A 21,963-nucleotide genomic window follows, 5' to 3' on the forward strand; every position below is an offset into this window, starting at 1 on the left:
AACTGGTGCTTATGGTCAATAATATGAAGTTGAAGTATAAGCTGATTCTTTTCTATATTATTGTCGTCATGATTCCTGTGCTGATCGTAGGCATTATTCTCACAAGCTATTTCCGTGAAGGGGCTTTGGACAGGGCCATTGATCAGGCAACTAATAACGTGGAGAAGATCAAAAGCCAATTGTCCAGCAAGCTGCGTGTTCCGACGGATATTTCTAATCTGCTTTATTTTGACGAGGACCTTGAGCAACTGGTCACAACGCATTACCCGGATACACTGGCGCTTACAAAGGCTTATTTGAATTACACGGATATCCGTGTGATTTCTCTGCGGTACCGGGAAATATCTAATGTCCGCTTTTTCTTTGATAATCCGAGTCTGGTAGATGATATGTCGGTAGCGCCTTTGACTCCAGAGCTGGAGTCGAGAGCCTGGTATAAGAAGGCCATGCAGTCCAGAGAGATTTACTGGATGTATATTTCCGACAAGGAAAAATATTTCAACAGCCCGAAAGGGACAATCAACAAGCTCAGTCTGGTCCGTCAGGTATACTACCGGGAATCCGGCAAAGCCGGAATACTGATGGTCCAGGTTGCCCAGGATGAACTGAACCAGATGCTCTACCAGGAGCCGTTCGATACGATCATCATCGATGAGCAGGGCTTTATTGTTTCGGCCAAGAATCCGCAGCTTGTAGGCAGCACAGTGGATGCTTTTGACATAGGCGTTGATGTGCAGACGCAGTCCAAGGGTGTGCTTAAAGCCAGGGTAAAGGATAAGGATTCCTACGTCATTATTGATGAGATGTCCCCTGAGCTGAGCAGCAGTACGCTGAAGATTATCTCTGTATTTGAAACGAAAAGCATTCTAAGCGATGCCAATAATGTCAGCAGGCTGGGCCTCTTGATCGTTATCGGTGTGCTGCTGGTTGCCCTTGTGTTTGTGTATACGATCTCCCTGCTGACTACCAACCGTCTGCTGCGCCTAAGCCGCCAGCTGAACCAGGTTGCCCTTGGTAATTTGAATATTGTGTCGCATATTGACGGGACGGACGAGATCGGCCAGCTGTCGCGCCAGTTCAATTACATGGTGTCCAGTATTAACAGGCTGATTACCCAGGTGATGGAGAGCAATGAGCGGAATAACACCCTGGAAATTGCCCAGCGGGAGATCAAGCTGAAGATGATGGCTAGCCAGATTCATCCGCATTTCCTGTTCAACGCGCTGGAATCAATCCGGATGAATGCCCACCTTAAGGGTGAGAAGGAGATCGCGAACATCGTCCGGCTGCTGGGCAAGCTGATGCGCAAAAACCTCGAAGTAGGCCGGGAGAGAGCGCCGATCAAGGAGGAAGTGGAGATGATCCGCTCTTACCTGGAGATTCAGAAGTTCCGCTATGAAGACAGGCTGGAGTATGCCATTAACTTTGATAACCGGACGGCTGAAATTCTGATCCCGCCGCTGATCATTCAGCCGCTTGTAGAGAACTCTGTAGTGCACGGGCTGGAGAACAAGCAAGGTACCGTCCATGTTAACGTAAGTATAACGCTGGATGAGGACCAGGAGGTCCAGGTGCTTGTAACAGATGACGGAATCGGCATGAAGGAAGAGCGCTTGTCTGAAATTATGGATGTAATTACCAAGGTAGAGGAGGAAGAACGCGGACGGATCGGACTGCGCAATGTGCATCAGCGGCTGACTTTGTATTATGGTCCGGAGCATGGCTTGCGGATTACAAGCGAGGCAGGAGAGGGTACAAAGATAGCGTTTTCTATTCCCGTTGAAAGCGAGTTCAAGTCTTAAGCGGCGCGGCCCTAGAGAATGTCTAATTTACACAGGATTTTACGTGAAATCTGTTGGGTATTCTCTCTCCGGGGGCTGCGGTAAGATAAGACTATAAAAACGAAGGGGGAATAATGATCGTGAAAGCGCTCACTGAAAACGGTGTTACAGCAAATGAAAGCGTAACCCCCCGCCCACCTGCGAAACGGAATAGTGGATTTTGGAAAAGCGTACTGCAGCAAAAGTACTTATATCTGATGTCTCTTCCATTCGTGATCTGGGTATTTATTTTCAGCTATGTGCCCATATGGGGATGGTTGATGGCATTCCAAAATTATAAACCGGCTAAGTCATTCGGTGAACAGAAATGGGTCGGACTGGACAACTTCAAGGAACTGTTCCATGATGAACGTTTCTACCTTGTATTAAGAAATACCCTGTCGATGAGCGTTCTCGGACTGATCTTTGGCTTCATAGCCCCAATTACATTTGCAATCATGCTCAATGAGCTGCGGGGAAGTATTTTCAAGAGAACAGTTCAAACTATATCTTATCTGCCTCACTTTGTATCCTGGGTCGTTGTAGGCGGGATTGTCTATAAGACACTGGCGATTGATGGAGGAATCGTGAACGATCTGCTGATGTGGCTTCATATAACAGATGAGCCGATCCAGTTCATGGCCCAAGGTAAATATTTCTGGGGGATCTTAACCGCATCCGATATATGGAAAGAAACAGGCTGGGGAGCAATCATCTACTTGGCAGCGATTACAGGGATCGATAAAGAGCTGTATGAAGCGGCAAAAGTGGATGGTGCAGGAAGAATTAAGCAGGCATTCTATATTACTTTGCCGGGTATCCGTTCAACCGTTATGGTGCTGCTCATTATGAACATCGGCCATCTGATCGGTATCGGCTTCGAGAAGCAGTTCCAATTGCAGAACAACCTTGTCACCGATTATTCGGAAGTGCTGGATTTGTATGCGCTTAAGTATGGTATTCAGATCATGCGGTTCTCTTATGGTACTGCGATAAGCATGTTCACTTCAGTAGTCAGTGTAATCCTGCTGTTCACGGCTAACGGTCTTATGAAGAAATTCACTAAAGAAAGCATTATGTAAGGAGGGGTTCATAAATGGGTGGCAAAGCATTTCAAATGTCAAAAGGTGAACGTGTATTCGACATCTTTCTCTATACTGCGCTTATATTAATCATGATTGTGACATTGTATCCCTTCCTGAACGTACTGGCGATTTCTTTCAATGAATCTACAGATACCGTGCGGGGCGGCATCTATATCTTCCCGAGAGCCTGGACGCTTGAGAATTACCAGCGGATCTTCAGTTATACGGGGCTGATTCAAGGCTTTAAGATCTCTCTGCTTCGTACGCTTACGGGTACACTTCTGGGTCTGATCAGTGCCTCCATGCTGGCCTTCACACTCAGCCGTCCGGAATTCAGAGCCCGGAAATTTGTCTCGACATTCCTGGCCCTGACGATGTATTTCTCCGGCGGTATGGTGCCTATGTACATCCTGATGAAGGATCTTAATCTGATCGGAACATTCTGGATTTACGTCCTGCCGGGTATGGTGTCCGCATTTAACGTCTTCATTATCCGCTCCTTTATGGATGGCCTGCCGTTTGCCCTGCAGGAATCCGCTAAGCTGGACGGGGCTAATGACTTTAAGATTTTCTACAAAATCATCCTGCCGCTCTGTAAACCGGTACTCGCAACCATCGCGCTGTTCCTGGCCGTGGGCCAATGGAATGAATGGTTCACAACGTATCTGTATAACGGCAACAAGCCGCATTTGACTACACTGCAGTACGAGCTGATGAAGGTATTGTCCTCTACCAACCAGGGCAGCGGCATGGTGAATGCCAACGATATGGCGCGGCAGATGGCGCAGATTTCACCGGAATCCATTAAGATGGCGATTACGATTGTTGTAACTGTACCTATCCTGGTTGTATATCCGTTCCTGCAAAAGTATTTTGTCGGCGGTATGACACTGGGTGCGGTTAAGGCATAAGCCTTAAGTAACATAGGGCGAGGAAAGCTGCCTGGTTCAGAGCAGAATCAGGCAGTGTTCCAAATCCAAAGTAAGTGTTAATTAGTGGAAATTTATATTTATAGTAGTTTTGCAAGCGTTAACATGGTATATTCAGGTCTTACCTGATATGCATAGAGGAAACATACTAATTTTTAAGGGGGATATACAATGAACCGCAAGAGTACCAAAACAATCTTCACACTCATGCTTATGAGCTCAATGCTGATCGCCGGTTGTGGAGGCAATAATAACAATGCCGCCAACAACACGACATCTAACAACACAGGAAATACACCGGCAGCAACTGACGCAGCAACAAATGCACCAGCAGATGATACTGCATTAGATACTTCACCGTTTACCATCTCCTTCTTCGGCGGCGATGCCAGCCCGAACTGGAACAAAATGCAGGATGATGTCGGTAAAGCCATTACTGAAAAAACCGGCGTAACCATCGATGCTGAATTCGATGTAGGCAGCGGCGGCGGCGACCAAAAAATCCCGATGATGGCAGCAAGCGGCGACGTGCCTGATCTGATCTTCGCCAAAGGTAACCTCAGCACCCTGGTGGATGCCGGCCTGATCATCGATCTGACTGAACTGATTGATAAATATGCTCCGAACCTGAAGAAGGTATACGGCGAGAACATGGGCCGCCTGAAATACAGCCTGGATGACCAAAGCATCTACCAGATCCCTACGAACATGGGTGTCGGCCAAAGCTCCTTCGATGCTACAGGCGGATTTGAAGTCCAACACCGTGTACTGAAGGAACTTGGCTATCCGGAAATCAAAACCCTGGCAGATTATGAAAAGGTGCTTAAGGATTATGTAGCCCTGCATCCGGAAACTGACGGCCAGCCGACCATTCCGCTGACACTGAATGCGGATGACTGGAAGATTATGATTACTGTTACGAACCCTGCCTTCACTACAACAGGTGCACCGGATGATGGTGAATACTATGTTGATCCGGAAACTTATGAAGCACAGCTGCACTACAAACGTCCTGTAGAAAAAGAATATTTCCGCTGGTTGAACGGCATGTACGCTCAAGGCCTGCTGGATAAAGATACCTTCGTACAAAAAGATGACCAATACAAAGCAAAAGTGGCCAGCGGCCGCGTACTCGGTCTGATCTCCCAGGAATGGGAATACTCCGATGGTGAAAATGCCCTGAAGGCAGCCGGTAAAGACGAATACACTTATGGACACTTCCCAGTAACCCTGTCTGATGAGTATAAAGATCACTCCTTCATGCAGACTGGTATCGACGGTTACGGTCTTGCAATCACTACTGCAGCCAAAGACCCTGTCCGGATCATCAAATGGCTGGACTGGATGTCTTCTGATGAAGGCCAGGTGCTGAGAAGCTGGGGTATTGAAGGTAAGCACTACACTGTAGATGCAAGCGGTAAACGTGAAGTTCTTCCTGAAGTGCGGGACGGTTTGGCTAATGACACTGCAAACACTCAAAAATCTACCGGTATTGGCCAGTACCTGATCTTCGGTGCACGTTATGGTGACGGTGTGAAGGACTCCACTGACAACTATTACACTACAAGCTTCCCTGATCAAATCGTTGCTTCTTACTCCGCTGCTGAGAAGGAATCACTGACCGGATACGGAGCCACTACCTGGAAAGACCTGTTCCCTAAAGAAGATGAATTCCCGATCAAAGAAACAGGCGCCCTGTATAACCTGCCGGTTCCAACTGACGGCCAGTATCAGGTAATTGCCAAGAAGACTCAAGATATCATCCGCAAACGTATTCCTGAAGCTATTCTGTCCAAACCGGCTGACTTCGATAAAGTGTATGACGCCTTCCTGGCAGAGCTGGATAAAGCCGGAGCTCAGGATATGGAAAAAGAATTCACAGAGCTGGTGAAAAAGAGAGTAACCCTCTGGACAGGTAAAACTTTCTAATTAATAATTGGAAGCAGGTTATTCCATACGGCAGAGGCCCGACTTAGGTCAGGGCCTTTTGCCATACTCATAAATTGTATCCGGAGGATGAGAAGGACATATGGACAACAACAGTAAACATCCGTGGAAATTAAGGTACAGCCGGCCTGCAGCTGTCTGGGAAGAGGCGTTACCGCTGGGCAACGGGCATCTGGGCGCTATGGTCTTCGGCGGTACGGCCCGGGAGCAGATTCAGCTCAACGAGGATACGCTCTGGTCGGGATTTCCGCGGGATACCAATAACTATGAAGCATTGCGCTATTTGAAAAGAGTCCGGGAGCTGATTGCTGCCGGCCAATACAGCGAAGCCGAAGCGATTGTTAACCGGCATATGCTTGGTGTTAACGCACAAGCCTATATGCCGCTCGGCGATCTGCTGCTTACGCAGCCGGGTGCAGAGCACTGTACTGCATATGAACGAGAGCTGGATCTGGACAGCGGGATTGCCAAGGTTACTTATGCGGGGGCGCAGGGGAGCTTCACCCGTGAAATGTTCATCAGTGTCCCGGACCAGGTTGGTGTCGTTCACCTGACAAGTGAGGTGCCGGGCGGAATTCAGCTGGAGCTGGCCCTGGACAGCCCGTTGAAGCATACCATCTGCCCAGTAGAGAGTTATGAGCTTATTCTGCAGGGCCGCTGTCCGTCGCATATTGCCGACAACTATCATCAGGATCACCCGGTTGCGGTCCTCTATGAGGATGGCCTAGGCGTAGCGTTCGAGCTTCGGCTGCAGGCACAGATTACGGGCGGGACGATCCGGCAGGCCGGGGATAAGCTGGTGATCTCCGGCGCCGACCGTGTGCTGCTGCTATATGCAGCCGGCACAGACTATGAGGCGGTGAAGTCACGGGCCAGCCATCTGAAGGCTGGTGCAGCTGCCGGGGCTTCTGCAGCACTCAGTCCGGCGGAGATAAGTGCAGGCAGGTTGGCCGCTGCGGCAGACAAGCCGTATGAGGAGCTGCGGGCACGGCATACAGCGGATCATCAGGCGGTATTCCGCCGGATGGACCTCGATCTCGGGGGGCATGAGGCAGAGGAGCGGCCGACAGATGAACGCCTGGCAGCGTATAAGGACGGTCAGGAGGACCCGGCGCTGGAAGCGCTGCTGTTCCAGTACGGCCGTTACCTGCTGATAGGCAGCTCGCGGGCCGGAACACAGGCGGCCAACCTGCAGGGCATCTGGAACAATTATGTACAGCCGCCGTGGAACAGCAACTATACGACCAACATTAATACGCAAATGAATTACTGGCTGGCAGAAGTCTGCAATCTCAGTGAATTCCATGATCCGCTGATCGACCTGATCAGGGAGCTTAGTGAGACGGGAGCAAGAACAGCGGCGGTTCATTACGGGGCGCGGGGCTGGACAGCGCACCACAACGTGGATCTGTGGCGGGCCTCTACCCCTTCCGGCGGGGATGCCAGCTGGGCGTTCTGGCCGCTGGGCGGGGTCTGGCTGTCCCGCCATCTCTGGGAGCATTACGAGTTCACACCGGATGCCGCGTATCTGGAGGAGACTGCTTATCCCCTGATGAAGGGAGCGGCGCTCTTCTGTCTGGACTGGCTGGTGGAAGGGCCGGAGGGCTATCTCGTAACGAGCCCGTCTACTTCGCCGGAGAACCGGTTCGTTACCGCAGAAGGCCAAGCCTGCTGTATCTCATCCGGTTCAGCCATGGACATGAGCCTGATCGCTGAATTGTTGCAGCACTGCCTGCAGGCTGCACGGATTCTCGGCGTGGATCAGGATTTCCGGGAGGAGCTGGAGCAGACGCTCTCCCGCCTGTTGCCGCTGAAGATTGCTGAGGACGGACGGCTGCAGGAATGGATGTATGACTTTGCTGAATCGGAGCCGGGGCACCGTCATGTCTCGCATCTGTACAGCCTGTATCCGGGTAACCGGATTAATGAACGGGATACCCCGGAGCTGCTTGCGGCGGGCCGCCTGTCCCTCCAGAAGCGGATTGCTTCGGGCGGCGGACATACCGGCTGGAGCTGCGCCTGGCTGATTAACCTGTATGCCCGGCTGAAGGACGGGGAGTCGGCGCACAGCTTTGTCCGTACACTGTTAACCCGGTCGGTATATCCGAACCTGTTCGATGCGCATCCGCCATTCCAGATTGACGGTAATTTCGGTGCCGCTGCGGGAATTGCTGAAATGCTGCTGCAGAGCCATCTGGGTGAGCTGTCCTTGCTTCCGGCACTGCCGGAGGCGTGGAAGAACGGCCGGATTACCGGCCTGAAGGCACGCGGCGGCTATGAAGTGGATCTTGAATGGCAGGAACGCACCCTGACATCCGCACGGGTAACTGCGAAGTTTGACGGCCAGCTGCGTCTGAGCTGCGCACAGGAGCTGAAGCTTCAGCTTCAAGGCGGAAGCACGCAGCCGGTGAACGGGGCCATTGAGGTTAAGGCCGGAGAGGTGTATCGGTTCCTGGTATGAGCTGAAATGACAGCTGTGAAATAGATTAACGTAACGTGAATAACTGCATGAGCCCGCTGCTTCCCGGAGACGATCCGGGAGCGGCGTTTTTTGGGGTTATGGGGAATATGCAAGATGAAAGCAATTCGCCACTTTTCATGATATGATTATCAGAAAAACGCTTATCACCCGGGTGTGCCGGACCGATAATATGGAGTATGACAGCTACATATAGCTTATAATTACAGCAGGAAGTTGTATGCGGGAAATATCCGGCATTTACTATAGAGTGCACAATAAACACAAGGCTGGCTGATTCATTATATAGAGTGCAGGAGGCATCCAAAGGAATGGGAAAGAGACGTATATCGCTGATAAAGACCGTGCTTGGGGGCATGCTGGTGTTTGCCGCGATTCCGCCGGCACTGTACTGGGGTTATGAGCAGGCCTATGCCGCTGCGGATTCAACCGTACTGACTTCCATGAGCGGAATGATCCAGAAGCTGACCGGGGCGATGAATAACCGCAGGGAGACCATCACCTTCACTTATCAGGGCAAGACGAATAAGCTTAAGAGCCAGGTGCAATCGGCAATCGATGAAGCGATGGGGAGCGATCCTTATCTTTATTATATTATTGACAGCTATGCCTTCTCTTACCGGGGGAGTGCACGCTCGGCAAATGTAACTGTCCAAATGGAGTACCGGGAGACGCTGCAGCAGACAGCTTATGTTAACAAGCAGGTCAAACTGATTCTGCAGGAACTGATCACACCGGGAATGAACAAACATCAGCAGGTAAAAGTAATCCATGACTGGGTTGTGCAGCAGCTGAAATATGATATGACGTATCAGAGATACACTGCGTATGAGGGGCTGCAGACAGGCAGTGCGGTCTGTCAGGGGTATTCCCTTCTGACCTATAAGCTGCTGCTGGGAGCGGGTATTCCGAATAAAATCGTGGAAGGCACAGCCCGGCCTGAAGGCGGAGTGACCCAGTCGCATGCCTGGAATCTCGTTCAGCTGGACGGCCAGTGGTATCATCTCGATACTACCTGGGATGATCCGGAGCCAAGCCCGGAGGGCGGGATCAGTACGGTCTATTACATGCGGACGGATGACCAGATGCGGCGTGATCACAGCTGGACCAAATCCTATCCGGCTGCGAAGACCGGCTATGCCCAGACCCTGTCACAGCTGGTCAGCCGCGGCGGCCAGGAGGCGGAGGTGTATAAGCAGCTGCAGGAGGTGCTGGACTACCGGCTGTATGAAGAGGACCAGGTGATTACCTCTTCCGCAGAGCTGAAGCAGCTTGTTAAGCAAGCCGCCGATTCAGGCCGGCTGTCCGTCCTGTTCCGGTACCGGGGCAGCGAGAAGCAGCTGAGACAGGATCTTCAGGTGCTTTACGAGCTAGGATTGGCTCAGCCGGCCTTCAACAGCACGCCATTTGATAACACGGGAGATCTCAAAGTGTATGTGACCTGGAAGTAGGAAATCCGCCGGCCAGGAGAAACGATTGCTTCATCTCCGGCGGTTTGTCTCTGTGAACAGAATAGACTTAAGCTGATCGGCCGATGGATCGAAACGGATGCGGACGATAACACCGAATTCCTGGCCGGAGCGGCTTCTGACCCACAGCCTGAACTTCTCCTCAGCGAGCCCGGGCTGGATTTGCGTGCGGCCGATATGCTTATAATCCACAATATCGGCATCATACCTCTGCTGGGTTGCCTTCACGGCGACGATGCCCCATTTGGCATAATCAGGTGCGGCTGAGCTGAGCGGACTGTTCAAGACGAAGAATAGCACCAGCAGGGCGATCACCGGGCTTCTTTTCATAGCAGCCTCCTTAGGTTGGAATAAGGTTAGCTTGCCCCAAACGCTTATTTATATTTTCCAAACCCGTCCTCGCATGTGATCCCCGTATCAAGCAGGCCATAAAGAAATTGTCTGGAATCCTCCAGGTTTTTTTGGGCTGCCTCAATATCAGCTAGTTTGCCTTTGATGATCCGAGTTTGTTCATCTTTGGTGATTCCATTTTTAGAGATCATGGATCTTATATCATGAATGGAGAAGCCGACAGCCAGACAATTTTTGACCACATCCAGGTGATGAATTATCTCTCCGGCATACTTCCGGTAATTATTCTCTTCTCTCAGTACGTACTCCTCAGTAATAATGCCCATTTTCTCATAGTAGCGAATGGTTGATATAGGCAGATTGGCCAGCTTTGCGACCTCGCTAATTTTCATTTTCATCCCCCTGCGGTTCTCTCTTGCTATAAAGTATACTTCATAGTTTAGAATTCTTGTAGTGCAGGCAGCCTGGTTTGCCGTGCTAAATCTAAACCTATAGATAAAGGAGAGAAATTAACATGAGTACAATCACTGGGAAATACCATACAACCAACGATTTCAATGAGATCGTCCTGGAGCGCCGTTCCGTGAAGGCTTATGATCCTGAAGTAAAAATCAGCCGGGAGGAAATGAGCGAAATTCTGGCTGAGGCCTCCCGTGCTCCGTCTGCCATTAACATGCAGCCATGGCGGTTCCTTGTTATCGACAGCGCTGAGGGCAAAGAAAAGCTGGCCCCGCTGGCGTCCTTCAACCAGACGCAGGCGCTGACCTCCTCGGCTGTTATTGCGGTATTTTATGATGCGAATAATATTGAATATATGGAGGAAATTTTCGGCAAATCGGTAGAACTTGGATACATGCCGCGCGACGTCATGAATATGCAGCTGCAGCAAGTGAAGCCGTATTATGCGGGCTTGTCCGCATCCGAGCTGCGTGATGTGAATCTGATTGACTCAAGCCTTATTTCAATGCAGTTGATGCTTGTTGCCCGTGCTCACGGATATGACACCAACCCGATGGCCGGTTATGAGAAAGACAAGATCGCAGAAGCTTTTGGCCTGGACAAGGACCGGTTCCAGCCGGTCATGCTGATCTCTATCGGAAAAGCGGCCAAAGAAGGTTATCCTTCCTACCGACTGCCGGTTGAAACGATCACCACCTGGGCATAATCCGCGGTTCCAGGCAAGTATCGCTATACCTTGAGGCAAACAGTATCTCCAGACGGAAAAAAGACCGGTATCTGACCACGGCGAAGTGGTCGTAACCGGTCTTTTGTTGTGCAAAGTTACAGCACTGCTGTGCGGCGAACAGGCAATTGCAATGAGTTACTCGGCGTGAGTACTCAAGTCACATTTGTCCAGTGGAACGATGCTGCTTTTGCGGAACCAGCCGTAGCCCAGCCAGATCAGCAGGAACAGCGGTATGCTGACATAGGAGACGAGGATGCCGTACCAGTCGATTCTGGACCCGGTGAAGGCACCCATATTCTGGCCGAATACCGCAACCATACAGAGGGCAAAGGCAAACAGCGGGCCGAACGGGAACCATTTCGCCCGGTACGGCAGCTCATCCAGCGAATGTCCCTGCTTCAGAAAAGCGCGGCGGAAACGGTAATGGCAGACGGCAATGCCGAGCCAGTTGATGAAGCCGCACATCCCGGAGGCATTCAGCAGCCAGTTGTACACGGCGCCGTCACCGAAGAAGGAGGCGAGGAAGGCCAGCATGCCGACAGCGGTAGTGACCAGCAGCGCGCCTACAGGCACGCCCCGCTTGTTCAGCCTGCCGAGTGCACGCGGAGCCATTCCGTCCTTAGCCATGGCGTACAGGACGCGTGTCGAAGCGTACATCCCGGAGTTGCCGGCGGACAGTACAGAGCTGAGAATGACTGCATTCATTACTGAAGCGGCAATAGCGAGCCCGGCCTTGTTAAAGACGATGGTGAACGGACTGACGCCGATATCGTCAATCCCGCCGCGCAGCAGATCGGGATTGGTGTAAGGGATGATCATGCCGATGACGAAAATGGCCAGGATATAGAAAACCAGAATCCGCCAGAATACCTGGCGGATCGCGATAGGCACATTTCTGCGCGGATTCTCGCTCTCACCTGCTGCGACCCCGACCAGCTCCGTTCCCTGGAAGGAGAAGCCGGCTGCCATGAAGACGCCGACGAAGGCGAAGAAGCCGCCGTGGAACGAGCTGCCGCCCAGCTGGAAGTTGCTGAATCCGACGGCTTTGCCGCCCATAATGCCGAAGATCATAAGCACTCCGACAGCGAGGAAGACCACCACGGTAATGATCTTGATAATCGCAAACCAGTATTCCGACTCCCCGTAGCCGCGGGAGGAGAGAAAGTTCAGGCCGAACATGAGCAGCAGGAACAGCAGGCTCCAGAGAAAGGAGGGGCTGTCCGGGAACCAGTATTTGATGATGACGGTAGCTGCCGACAGCTCAGCCGCAATGGTAACCGCCCAGTTGTACCAGAAGTTCCAGCCGATAGCGAAGCCGAAGGCGGGGCTGACGAACCGGGTGCCGTAAGTACTGAAGGAACCGGAGTCCGGCAGATAGGTTGCCAGCTCCCCAAGGCTGGTCATGAGGAAATAGACCATAATGCCGACAGCCGTATAGGCGAGCAGTGCTCCGCCCGGTCCGGAGGAGGCAATCGCTCCGCCGCTGGCGAGGAACAGCCCGGTGCCGATAGAGCCGCCGAGGGCAATCATGGTCAGATGCCTTGCTTTGAATGTTTTGCGCAGGGCCGGAGTCTTGGCGTTGCCTGCCTGTGCCGGCTGCTGCAGATCTTGCTTTGCTTGCATCAATAGGACACTCCCTTACTGTTTCTACTTGTGTTCACAGCGGGGAGTGCCGCAGCCTGTCAGGCCGTGTGTCTTCTGCATCCGGACAAATCACACAAAAAAACCGCAGACGGACTCTGCGGTTTCCATAATATAGGCTCCGCATCATACTCCCTGTTAAGATAGCGCAACACTGGGCAGTGTCTGCAGTTTCCCGGCAGACCATACACAGTGACAGTTCCGCGCCTTTCGGCTACGGCCCCAATCCGCAATGCTAAATTAAGAGCAGCAGTGCAGATTTCGGCGGATATTCCTTTCCGTGCGTATCACAGATGGCTCTTAGGCATCTCCACGCGCGTACTCTTACTATCCGCGACCTCTACCTCATCCTAGGTATGATGAGGCTATCTTGTAACGATATGAACAACAGGAATCAGTATAATGCATCTTGGCTTCTCAGGCAATGACAATTTACGGCAGGTTCCTGTCAGGTGCGCCGGCGTTCCGACATCTGCTGCCAGACTGTACCGGCTGCTTCTTCACCGGCCAGAATCCGCTCAAGCGCCATTCTGGCCTGCAGCCCGACCTCGAATTCAGGGTCATGGACGGCAGCGCTCAGTGCCTCCTGAGCATCAGGTGTGCCGACCTCATAGAGGAAGCGTGCCGCCCGCCAGCGCACCAGCTTGCTGGCGTCACTCAGCGACGCCGTCATTACCGGCGTCGCCGCCGGGTCGCCGATGTCAGACAGCGTGTCGCCGGCGGTGCGGCGCACGGCCGGGGCGCTGTCCTGCATCGCCTCATAGAGCAGCTCCATCGCCCCTGGCGTGCGGATGTCGCCAAGGTACACGACAGCCAATCTGCGGACCTGCAGCTTGGGGTCGTGCAGTGCGGCACGCAGCTCCGGCAGGAGCTGCTCGCTAGGCGCCAGATCCTCCAGCGCGGCGTAGCGCACGCGCCAGTCACCGTCCCGCAGGTCCCGCAGCAGCTCGGCCTGCTCCTTCTTGCGGCGCTGCTCGATGAACTCGCCGGCCGCCCCGTGCGCGATCGCCTGCTGCACGAGGGAGTCAAGGCGTTCCTGCGGATACGCCGCCTCCAGCTCCTGCTCGACCTCGCGGGCAATATCCGGCGGCTCGCCGTACCGCACGCCGTAATCGGTGAGCTTGCGCTCCTTGATCAGCACAGCGCTGGCAACATCGGTTACCGCCTGCGTGAAACGGGCGGACAGGGAGATGCGCTCTTCCTTCGCGCCGGTCTTCACGCGGATCTGAATCGGGATGCCGCGGAACATCTGCACGAACACCTGGGCTTCCCCGAAGTGGGCGCCTGCATCCCCGCCCTCGGCAGGGAGCTCGGTCGAGAGCCCGTCTGCACCGAAGCGCTGCTGGACCTCGCGGAGAATGGCTGCCCAGTCTGCACTGCCCTTGCGCTCCAGGGCGGCGAAATCGGCAGCATGGTAAATTTCCGTAACGCCTGGAATATCCAGCATCTCCTGCGCCCACGCAGGGGCGGAGCGCCGGCTTTCGGGCGTATAGGTCCGGCGGATATCGGGGGCAAGACTCTCGTCGAGATGAAGCTTCATCGTATTTGGACTGGGAGTCGGTTCAATAAAGGTAATCTTCATATGTCAGCTCTCCTTAGGGTGAAGGGTATATGCACCGTGCTCGTTACCCGCATTTTACATCATTTCCGGCACAGAACACAAAAGGGCAGACACCGATAGAAGAATAAATTTGCCGTTTCTCTGCGGGCCAATTGGGTAAAGCTTGTAATGAAAGGCCGGGTCCGCAGGCTGACGGATTTTTGCAAATAAGATTGCACAGTCCTATAGTTAGGTTATCTGGTTTGATAAGTCATAAGGAGTGGTTTCAGCCATGGCTAGATTACGCTACAACAACATCGACAATGTCAGCACCGATAAAACACTCAAGGAATTCCGCCAGTGGCGTGAGGAACGCCGTGCGAAGAAGAAGGACTATACCTATAAAGTGCCGAATCATCCGCCGCTTTTGGGCTACCTGGCCGGGAACCGGCTGGATACGACGATTACATGGATCGGGCACTCGACTTTTTTTCTCCAATATGAAGGGGCAAATATTATAACGGATCCCATCTGGGCGCGCAGGCTGGGCTTTGAGAAGCGGATCGGTGAGCCGGGTCTGCCAATCAGCGAGGTTCCGCCGGTTGACCTGATCCTGATCTCCCATTCCCATTATGATCATCTGCATATCGCTTCAATCCGCAAGCTATACCGTGCAGGGACCACTATTGTCGTACCGGCGGGGCTGAAGCGCAAGATGCTCCGCAAAGGGTTCACGGACTGCATTGAAATGCAGTGGTGGGAGGAGCTTACCCTGGGTGCGGTTAAGCTGACATTTGTCCCGACCCAGCACTGGACCCGCCGGACACCGTTTGATACGAATTCCTCACACTGGGGCGGCTATGTGCTGCAGCCGGCAGAGCCGCAGAAACATCCCGAAGGAGAGGAAGGCAAGGGACAGCGCAAGCTGCCGCCGAATCTGTATTTTGCCGGAGACAGCGGGTTCTTCCCGGGCTTTAAGGAGATAGGCAGCCGGTTCAAGCTCCATGTAGCGTTAATGCCGATCGGCGCCTATGAGCCGGAGTGGTTCATGAACTCCCAGCATGTGAATCCCGAGGAGGCAGTGCAGGCCTTCCTGGATGTCGGGGCGGAGCTGATGATTCCGATGCACTTCGGGACCTTCAGGCTGGCCGATGATACCGCGCGCGAAGCGCTGGACCGGATGGAGCTGGCACGGGCCGCGCAGGGAATTGCTGAGGAGCGCATCCGTACACTGGGCTACGGCGAAACGCTGATCGTGCACCCTGAAGAGCGGCCTCCGGTATAAATGCTGCCCAAGCTGTGCAAAAAGTAGGGTAAAGATCCCTTGAAGAGGGCCAGAATTACGGCCATTTCCCTTGATTTTATGCTATAATGAGCCGGAACCTAAGTGAAAAGGATGGTAATGCTTAATGATTAGCACAAGCGGCGTAACACTCCGCTACGGAAAACGCGCACTATTTGAGGATGTAAACATAAAATTCACACCCGGCAACTGCTATGGTCTGATCGGCGCGAACGGTGCCGGCAAATCGACCTTTCTGAAAATCCTGTCCGGAGAGATTGAAGCGAATATCGGCGATGTTCATATTACCCCGGGTGAACGCCTGGCCGTACTGAAACAGAACCATTTCGAGTATGATGAGTTCCAGGTGCTGGAAACCGTAATTATGGGCCACACCCGCCTGTACGAAATTATGAAGGAAAAGGATGCCCTGTACGCCAAGAGCGACTTCACTGAAGCTGACGGGCTCCGCGCCGGCGAGCTTGAAGGTGAATTCGCCGAGCTGAACGGCTGGGATGCCGAGCCGGATGCAGCGGCTATGCTGATCGGCCTTGGCATCATGCGTGAAATGCATGACAAGCAGATGGCTGAGCTGAGCGGCAACGAGAAGGTCCGGGTTCTGCTGGCACAGGCATTGTTCGGACGCCCGAACAACCTGCTGCTCGATGAGCCTACCAACCACTTGGATCTGGAATCCATCGGCTGGCTGGAGAACTTCCTCATGGACTACGAAGGCACCGTTATCGTGGTATCCCATGACCGTCACTTCCTGAATAAGGTCTGCACGCATATTGCGGATATCGATTTCGGCAAAATCCAGATGTACGTCGGCAACTATGACTTCTGGTACGAGTCCAGCCAGCTGGCCCAGGCCCTGCAGCGCGACGCGAACAAGAAGAAGGAAGAGAAGATGAAGGAGCTGCAGGCCTTTATCCAGCGCTTCTCGGCCAACGCCTCCAAATCCAAACAGGCTACTTCCCGTAAGAAGCAGCTCGAGAAGATTACCCTGGATGATATCCGTCCTTCGAACCGCAAATACCCGTTCCTGAACTTCAAGCCGGAGCGTGAAGCCGGCAAGCAGCTGCTTACGATCAGCGGTCTGACCAAAACGGTAGACGGCGAGAAGCTGCTCGATGAATTCAGCCTGGTAGTTAATAAAGGCGATAAAATCGCTTTTGTCGGTCCAAACTCACAGCCGAAATCGTTGCTGTTTGATGTATTGATGGGCGAGAAGGAAGCGGACAGCGGTGAATATACTTGGGGGGTTACTACAACTCAAGCCTACTTCCCTAAGGATAACTCCAGCTACTTCGACGGAGTGAACATGAACCTGGTGGAATGGCTGCGCCAGTATTCGAAGGATCAGGACGAAACCTTCCTGCGCGGCTTCCTCGGCCGGATGCTGTTCGCCGGTGAAGAAGCGCTGAAGAAGGCAAGCGTGCTGTCCGGGGGCGAGAAGGTCCGCTGTATGCTGGCCAAGATGATGCTGAACGGGGCGAACGTGCTTGTATTTGATGAGCCGACCAACCACTTGGATCTGGAATCCATTACAGCACTCAATAACGGGCTGATTGATTTTGACGGAACGATCCTGTTCACTTCCCATGACCATCAGTTCATCCAGACGATTGCCAACCGCATCATTGAAATTACGCCGACCGGTGTCATTGACCGCACCATGAGCTATGATGAATACCTGGAGAATCCGGAAATTAAAGAAATGCGTGCCCGGATGTACCCGGCAGAGGCTTAAGAACCAGATATAGGTATAATGAACGGCAAATTGTTGTTCATACGATAAACGGCTGCGTCGTCCCGGAGGGATAACGCAGCCGTTTATGTTCAAATATAGACATGTATATGTTTTGATAACATACGTTTTTATTTGAAGCTGTAAGCTCTAAGATCCTCCGGTACGCCGGCGCTGATTGTTAGGCTTTTTGTTATTCTGGCTCTTCAGCGGCTTCGCGGAGCCGGCCTGGAAGGATGATCCCGGTTTATTTGAAGACTGCTGCTTCTTCTGTTCCAGCTTCTGGCGGATGGCATCGGCCAGGTTGATTTTTGGTTTCTCAGTATTCTCGCTCATTATGTTAACCCCCTTAGGTAGCAAGTCCTTTTCCTTATTCTAAATGTTTTTAAATGCCGCCACAAGGGCAAGAATAACTCAAAGAATGTTTTCCTGTATTTATACGGAAGCGATGAAATTCTGGCAGGGGGTGGAAGGAATGGCCGATATTTATGAAGATATACGCAAAGGGGAAAAAGGGGCCATGATCAGTATATTGGCCTACCTGATTCTGTCTGCATTTAAGCTGGTATGCGGTTACTTATTCGCCTCCAGCGCGCTCCTCGCAGACGGCTTCAATAACCTGACCGATATTGTGGCTTCGCTTGCTGTGCTGATCGGCCTGCGGATCTCACGGAAGCCGCCGGATTCGGATCATACGTACGGGCATTTCCGGGCGGAGACCGTTGCGGCGCTGCTGGCTTCTTTTATCATGGCGCTGGTCGGGATCCAGGTTATTGTGGAGGCTGTCCGTTCATTGTTTGAAGGCGGCAAGGCTGTACCGCAGCTCTGGTCGGCAGGGGTTGCGCTGGTCTGCGCTGTAGCGATGATGGGTGTGTATATCTATAACAAGCGGCTGGCCATGCAGATTAATAACCATGCGCTGATGGCGGCTGCCAAGGATAATTTCTCGGATGCCATCGTCAGTGTCGGGGCAGCTATAGGGATATTTGGCGCACAGCTGGGTTTGCCGTGGATTGATTCTGCCGCTGCGGTTGCAGTCGGACTATTGATCTGCAAGACGGCCTGGGATATTTTCCGGGATTCAACCTACCGCCTGACTGACGGCTTTGATGAAGATAAGCTTATGGATCTGCGCAGCACGATTGCCCGGACCCCGGGGGTGGAGGGAATTAAGGATTTGAAGGCCCGGGTACACGGCAATCATGTCCTGGTTGATGTGGTCGTGGAGGTGAATGCCAAGATGACTGTGATGGAGGGGCATGATGTCAGTGACTCCATTGAAGAGCGGATGAGCAAGCTCCATAACATCATGCATGTACATGTACATGTTGAACCCAAAGATTTACATCCCTTAATTTCTCCTAGTTAGCTGTAATTTCCACCAAATCCAAGGAGAAATCAAGACTATAGACCTGGGTCTTACCATAAGTTGGTAAGGTTTTTTGTGAAATTTGGAGCATGTTCCATTTCCCGGGCAAGCCTATAATGAGTGCAGAAAGCAACAAACGTAGCGCGCGCCGTTGTTGAGTTCTCAATACGTTAAGCGGGGGAACGCTATGATCGTATCACATAAGCATCTGACAGCAACTTTACTGGTCTCGGCTTCACTTGCACTATCTTTGGGAGTGTGGAGTCCCGGGCAGGCTAATGCCGCATCGGTTTCTTCCAATGTATCTCTGAGCGCCGCTGCCCTGCAGACAGGCGTAATTGAATCCTCGGTCCGTCTGCGTACAGAGCCGTCTACGAGCGGTAAAGTGCTGAAGTATCTCAGTAAAGGCGATCAGGTAGTTATTCTGGAAGAAACAAACAGATATTGGTACAAAGTCAGAACTGCTGATGGAGACATCGGTTATACCAGCTCAGGGGACCAATATATCAGCGTGATTGCGGCTCCGGTTGCTGCGCCTGCAGTACAAACAGCAGTGATCCAGTCCACAGTCCGTCTCCGGGAGACCCCTTCCACAGGCGGTAAAGTGCTGGGGTACCTGTATAAGAACGAACAGGTAACCATCCTGGAAGAAACAAACAGCTATTGGTATAAAGTCAGAACTGCGGGTGGTGTAGTAGGTTATACAAGCTCGTCTGACCAGTATATTGAAGCGACACCAACACCAGTACCAACACCGGTACCGACACCAGTGCCGACTCCGGTACCGACACCTGCACCAACGCCGGTGCCGACAGCTCCGCCGCAGGCTGCACTTATTGAACGGGTTATTGCTGCAGGCTACGGCTATCTGGGCACCCCGTATGAGTATGGCTCCAGCCGGTCTGATACAAGCACGTTTGACTGCTCGGACTTTATCCGCCAGATCTTCATGGATGCAGCGAACCTGAAGCTGCCTGCCGATTCCCGGCAGCAGGGCGACTGGATCAAGCAGAACAGTAACGTAGTAACAGACATTGCCGGGTTGAAACGCGGGGATTTGATGTTCTTCATGGATTACAAGGGCAGCTCGGCTTCCGCTTACGCGGGTATCGATAAGTCGACGGCCAGAATTACGCATGTAGCTATGTATTTGGGTGACGGACAGCTGTTGCAGACTTATTCTGTAAGCTCCGGCGGCGTAAGAATTGATAAACTAAGCGCTTCTTGGATGAACCGCTTCCTCTACGGAGGCTCGGTCATCCGCTAATATATAGAAGGTAGACAGCAGGAAGCGGCAGGCAGTACAAGTTTGTGACGGGTGAACTAGGGCGGATGTTTTGTGGGGTTATCCCTATAGTAGAATCTTCTACTATAGGGATAACCCCTTTTTCCATTTAAGCAGGCATACAAAAAGGCCGTCCGGACAGCGGGTCCATAGGCCTCTATATAGGAAATCTGTAAGGCTTGATTAATAATATTATGGAGTAATTACATAGGCAGATGCCGGGATCTTGATCCAGGCTTTGCCCAGCCAGGTATAGACCTCACGCCACTCATTGCCCCACGTATCGGTCTGGATTACACCGGTGGTATCCACAGTCTGCGCACCAAGCCAGCCAATAGGCGTCAGGCTGCCCACTGCCAGGTGGAACGCTGTCAACTTGGTCAGGATAATTTGCGGAGTTGCAGGTTTGATATCTTCAGGAGTAATTACAGTGTCGAACGGTTCCACGTAAGTGGTCTCGCTTACAGTGACAGCGTCTGTGTTTGCGGTAGTAGTCGTACCGGTCACTTCAGCTGCTGAAGCTGTTGCTGCTATGGAAGCCATAAGACCCATTGCTACTGTTAAACTGGCCAATTTTTTCATCGATAATTCCTCCTAGTAGTTGGTGTGGTGTCGAACATTTTTCGTGTTCGTGCTGTGCTAATAAGCATGTAAACATAAAGTGTACGGGATGAACCAAGGGCCTGATTATTTTCTTAAAAATAAATTTTTGCCGGTACTGCCGCTTTTTCTGATTCAAAGGCCGGATGACAACATGAGGAGAAAGGCCTATACTTTCCAGAGAGTGAATAGGATATATCAATACGCTCATTGTACGGAAATGGAAATAAGCCCGGCTCTTCGTCATGAAGAATCCGGGCCTCGCAGTACTGCTTAAGCTGAAGTAAGTTGATGGATATGGGCTACATGGATCGTCCCCTGCGTCCCGCGAAGAGGGAAACAATGAAGAGAACGAGGAAGATGTAGAACAATACTTTGGCAATGCCGACAGCAGCCGCTACAATGTTGAAGAAGCCGAAGATCCCGGCTATCAGGGCAACTACCAGCAGAATTACGGACCATCTTAACATGAGATGTCATCCTTTCTGTGTGGCGATGTAGTGATTGATTAAACGGTGTCCCGCGTTTTGAAACAAGGAGAAAGAGGGTGAAGTTTGAGGGGGTTGACATTTGTTTCGGCCTAATTCTGTAAGGGTAACTATGCAATAACAGGCAGAGTACACCCGGGCACATTAAGACACTTAGGAAGGGGTTATGGAAATGATCATTGAACTTAGCATAGCACTAGTTGCTGTTGCATTCGCAGTCCTCGTCTTCTTTTTAATCAAAACCTTGAAATCAGCAAAGGAATCCCTCGACAAGGTCAGTCAAACTCTGCAGGAAGTGCAAAAAACGATTGACGAGCTTACGTATGAAGTAAAGACAACCGTCAGACATGCCAATGATATTACTGCCGATGTGCAGGGCAAGATCCAGAAGATCGACCCTATCGTTGATTCCGTGAAGAATCTTGGTGATGTAATGAGCGAGCTGACCCTGACGATGAAGCAGGTATCTGTAACTGCCATTGAGAAATTCCGTAAGTCACGGGAGCTGAAGGATAAGGCCAAGGCAGTATCCATAGATGAAGTTCCGCTTACCCCGGCTGAAGAAAGAACCTTGAAATCATATGATGCTGTAAGTGAAGGCAAGTCCAAGGGTAAAATAGCAACAGCGCTTAAAGGCGTGGACGCGGCTGCCGCCATCTGGCAGAAATTCCGTCATTAATAGAAGCTAAATCCGGCAGGGTTCAGGATAGGACAATCTCAGCTTATGAAAGGCGGGAATGGT

General features: G+C 52.1%; 19 protein-coding genes and 1 riboswitch. Of the genes, 12 read left to right on the forward strand and 7 right to left on the reverse strand.

The features are described from left to right. The first annotated feature begins 23 nt into the window (after positions 1-23). The 6 genes from LOS79_RS28990 to LOS79_RS29015 all read left to right on the forward strand — a co-directional run bounded on the left by LOS79_RS28990 (position 24) and on the right by LOS79_RS29015 (position 9,711). Positions 24-1,802 (forward strand): sensor histidine kinase, encoded by a 1,779-nt coding sequence (locus LOS79_RS28990; protein ID WP_315414265.1) that lies wholly within the window; start codon positions 24-26, stop codon positions 1,800-1,802. A gap of 113 nt (positions 1,803-1,915) precedes the next feature. Further along, on the forward strand, positions 1,916-2,902 hold the full coding sequence (locus LOS79_RS28995) for an ABC transporter permease (protein ID WP_315414267.1): 987 nt from the start codon (positions 1,916-1,918) through the stop codon (positions 2,900-2,902). A gap of 14 nt (positions 2,903-2,916) precedes the next feature. Next, a complete protein-coding gene (locus LOS79_RS29000; protein WP_315414268.1) occupies positions 2,917-3,816 on the forward strand; it encodes a carbohydrate ABC transporter permease in 900 nt (299 codons plus the stop codon). A 189-nt stretch (positions 3,817-4,005) separates the two neighbouring features. Further along, positions 4,006-5,763: an ABC transporter substrate-binding protein gene (locus LOS79_RS29005; RefSeq protein WP_315414270.1), complete on the forward strand. Its 1,758-nt coding sequence runs from the start codon at positions 4,006-4,008 to the stop codon at positions 5,761-5,763. 100 nt (positions 5,764-5,863) lie between these two features. Further along, positions 5,864-8,242 (forward strand): glycoside hydrolase family 95 protein, encoded by a 2,379-nt coding sequence (locus LOS79_RS29010; RefSeq protein ID WP_315414272.1) that lies wholly within the window; start codon positions 5,864-5,866, stop codon positions 8,240-8,242. 329 nt (positions 8,243-8,571) lie between these two features. After that, complete coding sequence (locus tag LOS79_RS29015) at positions 8,572-9,711, forward strand: transglutaminase domain-containing protein (RefSeq protein ID WP_315414273.1); 1,140 nt, start codon at positions 8,572-8,574, stop codon at positions 9,709-9,711. Between the two features lie 30 nt (positions 9,712-9,741). On the opposite strand, the gene LOS79_RS29020 is transcribed toward LOS79_RS29015, so the two are convergent. Together LOS79_RS29020 and LOS79_RS29025 are read right to left on the reverse strand one after the other, a co-directional pair. Continuing rightward, entirely contained in the window at positions 9,742-10,059 is a 318-nt protein-coding gene (locus LOS79_RS29020; RefSeq protein WP_315414275.1) for a DUF3889 domain-containing protein, read from the reverse strand. A gap of 44 nt (positions 10,060-10,103) precedes the next feature. After that, positions 10,104-10,472, reverse strand: coding sequence for a MerR family transcriptional regulator (locus LOS79_RS29025; protein ID WP_315414276.1), 369 nt, complete (start codon positions 10,470-10,472; stop codon positions 10,104-10,106). A gap of 122 nt (positions 10,473-10,594) precedes the next feature. Between LOS79_RS29025 and LOS79_RS29030 the strand changes: the two genes are divergently transcribed. Continuing rightward, positions 10,595-11,245 (forward strand): nitroreductase family protein, encoded by a 651-nt coding sequence (locus LOS79_RS29030; RefSeq protein ID WP_315414278.1) that lies wholly within the window; start codon positions 10,595-10,597, stop codon positions 11,243-11,245. A 156-nt stretch (positions 11,246-11,401) separates the two neighbouring features. Here the strand turns inward: LOS79_RS29030 and LOS79_RS29035 are convergent, their stop codons facing one another. Together LOS79_RS29035 and LOS79_RS29040 are read right to left on the reverse strand one after the other, a co-directional pair. After that, a complete protein-coding gene (locus tag LOS79_RS29035) occupies positions 11,402-12,889 on the reverse strand; it encodes an amino acid permease (protein ID WP_315414280.1) in 1,488 nt (495 codons plus the stop codon). 154 nt (positions 12,890-13,043) lie between these two features. Then, positions 13,044-13,258, reverse strand: a riboswitch (Lysine riboswitch). A 97-nt stretch (positions 13,259-13,355) separates the two neighbouring features. Next, on the reverse strand, positions 13,356-14,489 hold the full coding sequence (locus LOS79_RS29040; protein WP_315414282.1) for a virulence factor: 1,134 nt from the start codon (positions 14,487-14,489) through the stop codon (positions 13,356-13,358). Positions 14,490-14,739: 250 nt separating this feature from the next. Between LOS79_RS29040 and LOS79_RS29045 the strand changes: the two genes are divergently transcribed. Next, complete coding sequence (locus LOS79_RS29045; protein ID WP_315414283.1) at positions 14,740-15,732, forward strand: MBL fold metallo-hydrolase; 993 nt, start codon at positions 14,740-14,742, stop codon at positions 15,730-15,732. 124 nt (positions 15,733-15,856) lie between these two features. After that, positions 15,857-17,482: an ABC-F family ATP-binding cassette domain-containing protein gene (locus LOS79_RS29050; RefSeq protein ID WP_315414285.1), complete on the forward strand. Its 1,626-nt coding sequence runs from the start codon at positions 15,857-15,859 to the stop codon at positions 17,480-17,482. A 147-nt stretch (positions 17,483-17,629) separates the two neighbouring features. Here LOS79_RS29050 and LOS79_RS29055 read toward each other — a convergent pair whose 3' ends face one another. Next, on the reverse strand, positions 17,630-17,815 hold the full coding sequence (locus LOS79_RS29055) for a hypothetical protein (protein WP_315414287.1): 186 nt from the start codon (positions 17,813-17,815) through the stop codon (positions 17,630-17,632). A gap of 139 nt (positions 17,816-17,954) precedes the next feature. Between LOS79_RS29055 and LOS79_RS29060 the strand changes: the two genes are divergently transcribed. Both LOS79_RS29060 and LOS79_RS29065 read left to right on the forward strand, forming a co-directional pair. Then, the gene (locus LOS79_RS29060) at positions 17,955-18,848 is read left to right on the forward strand and encodes a cation diffusion facilitator family transporter (RefSeq protein WP_315414289.1); all 894 of its coding nucleotides are present in this window, start codon (positions 17,955-17,957) and stop codon (positions 18,846-18,848) included. Positions 18,849-19,035: 187 nt separating this feature from the next. Beyond that, on the forward strand, positions 19,036-20,115 hold the full coding sequence (locus tag LOS79_RS29065) for a C40 family peptidase (RefSeq protein WP_315414291.1): 1,080 nt from the start codon (positions 19,036-19,038) through the stop codon (positions 20,113-20,115). Positions 20,116-20,325: 210 nt separating this feature from the next. Here the strand turns inward: LOS79_RS29065 and LOS79_RS29070 are convergent, their stop codons facing one another. Continuing rightward, positions 20,326-20,715 carry a hypothetical protein gene (locus LOS79_RS29070; protein WP_315414293.1) on the reverse strand — a complete coding sequence of 130 codons (390 nt, stop codon included), beginning with the start codon at positions 20,713-20,715 and terminating at the stop codon, positions 20,326-20,328. Between the two features lie 320 nt (positions 20,716-21,035). Beyond that, positions 21,036-21,203 carry a DUF1328 domain-containing protein gene (locus LOS79_RS29075; RefSeq protein ID WP_315414295.1) on the reverse strand — a complete coding sequence of 56 codons (168 nt, stop codon included), beginning with the start codon at positions 21,201-21,203 and terminating at the stop codon, positions 21,036-21,038. A gap of 190 nt (positions 21,204-21,393) precedes the next feature. Here LOS79_RS29075 and LOS79_RS29080 point away from each other — a divergent pair, with 190 nt between their 5' ends. Then, positions 21,394-21,900 carry a DUF948 domain-containing protein gene (locus LOS79_RS29080; protein ID WP_315414296.1) on the forward strand — a complete coding sequence of 169 codons (507 nt, stop codon included), beginning with the start codon at positions 21,394-21,396 and terminating at the stop codon, positions 21,898-21,900. Positions 21,901-21,963 lie beyond the last annotated feature (63 nt).

It is taken from the genome of Paenibacillus sp. MMS20-IR301 (genome assembly GCF_032302195.1).
Classification (GTDB): Bacteria; Bacillota; Bacilli; order Paenibacillales; family Paenibacillaceae; genus Paenibacillus_AQ.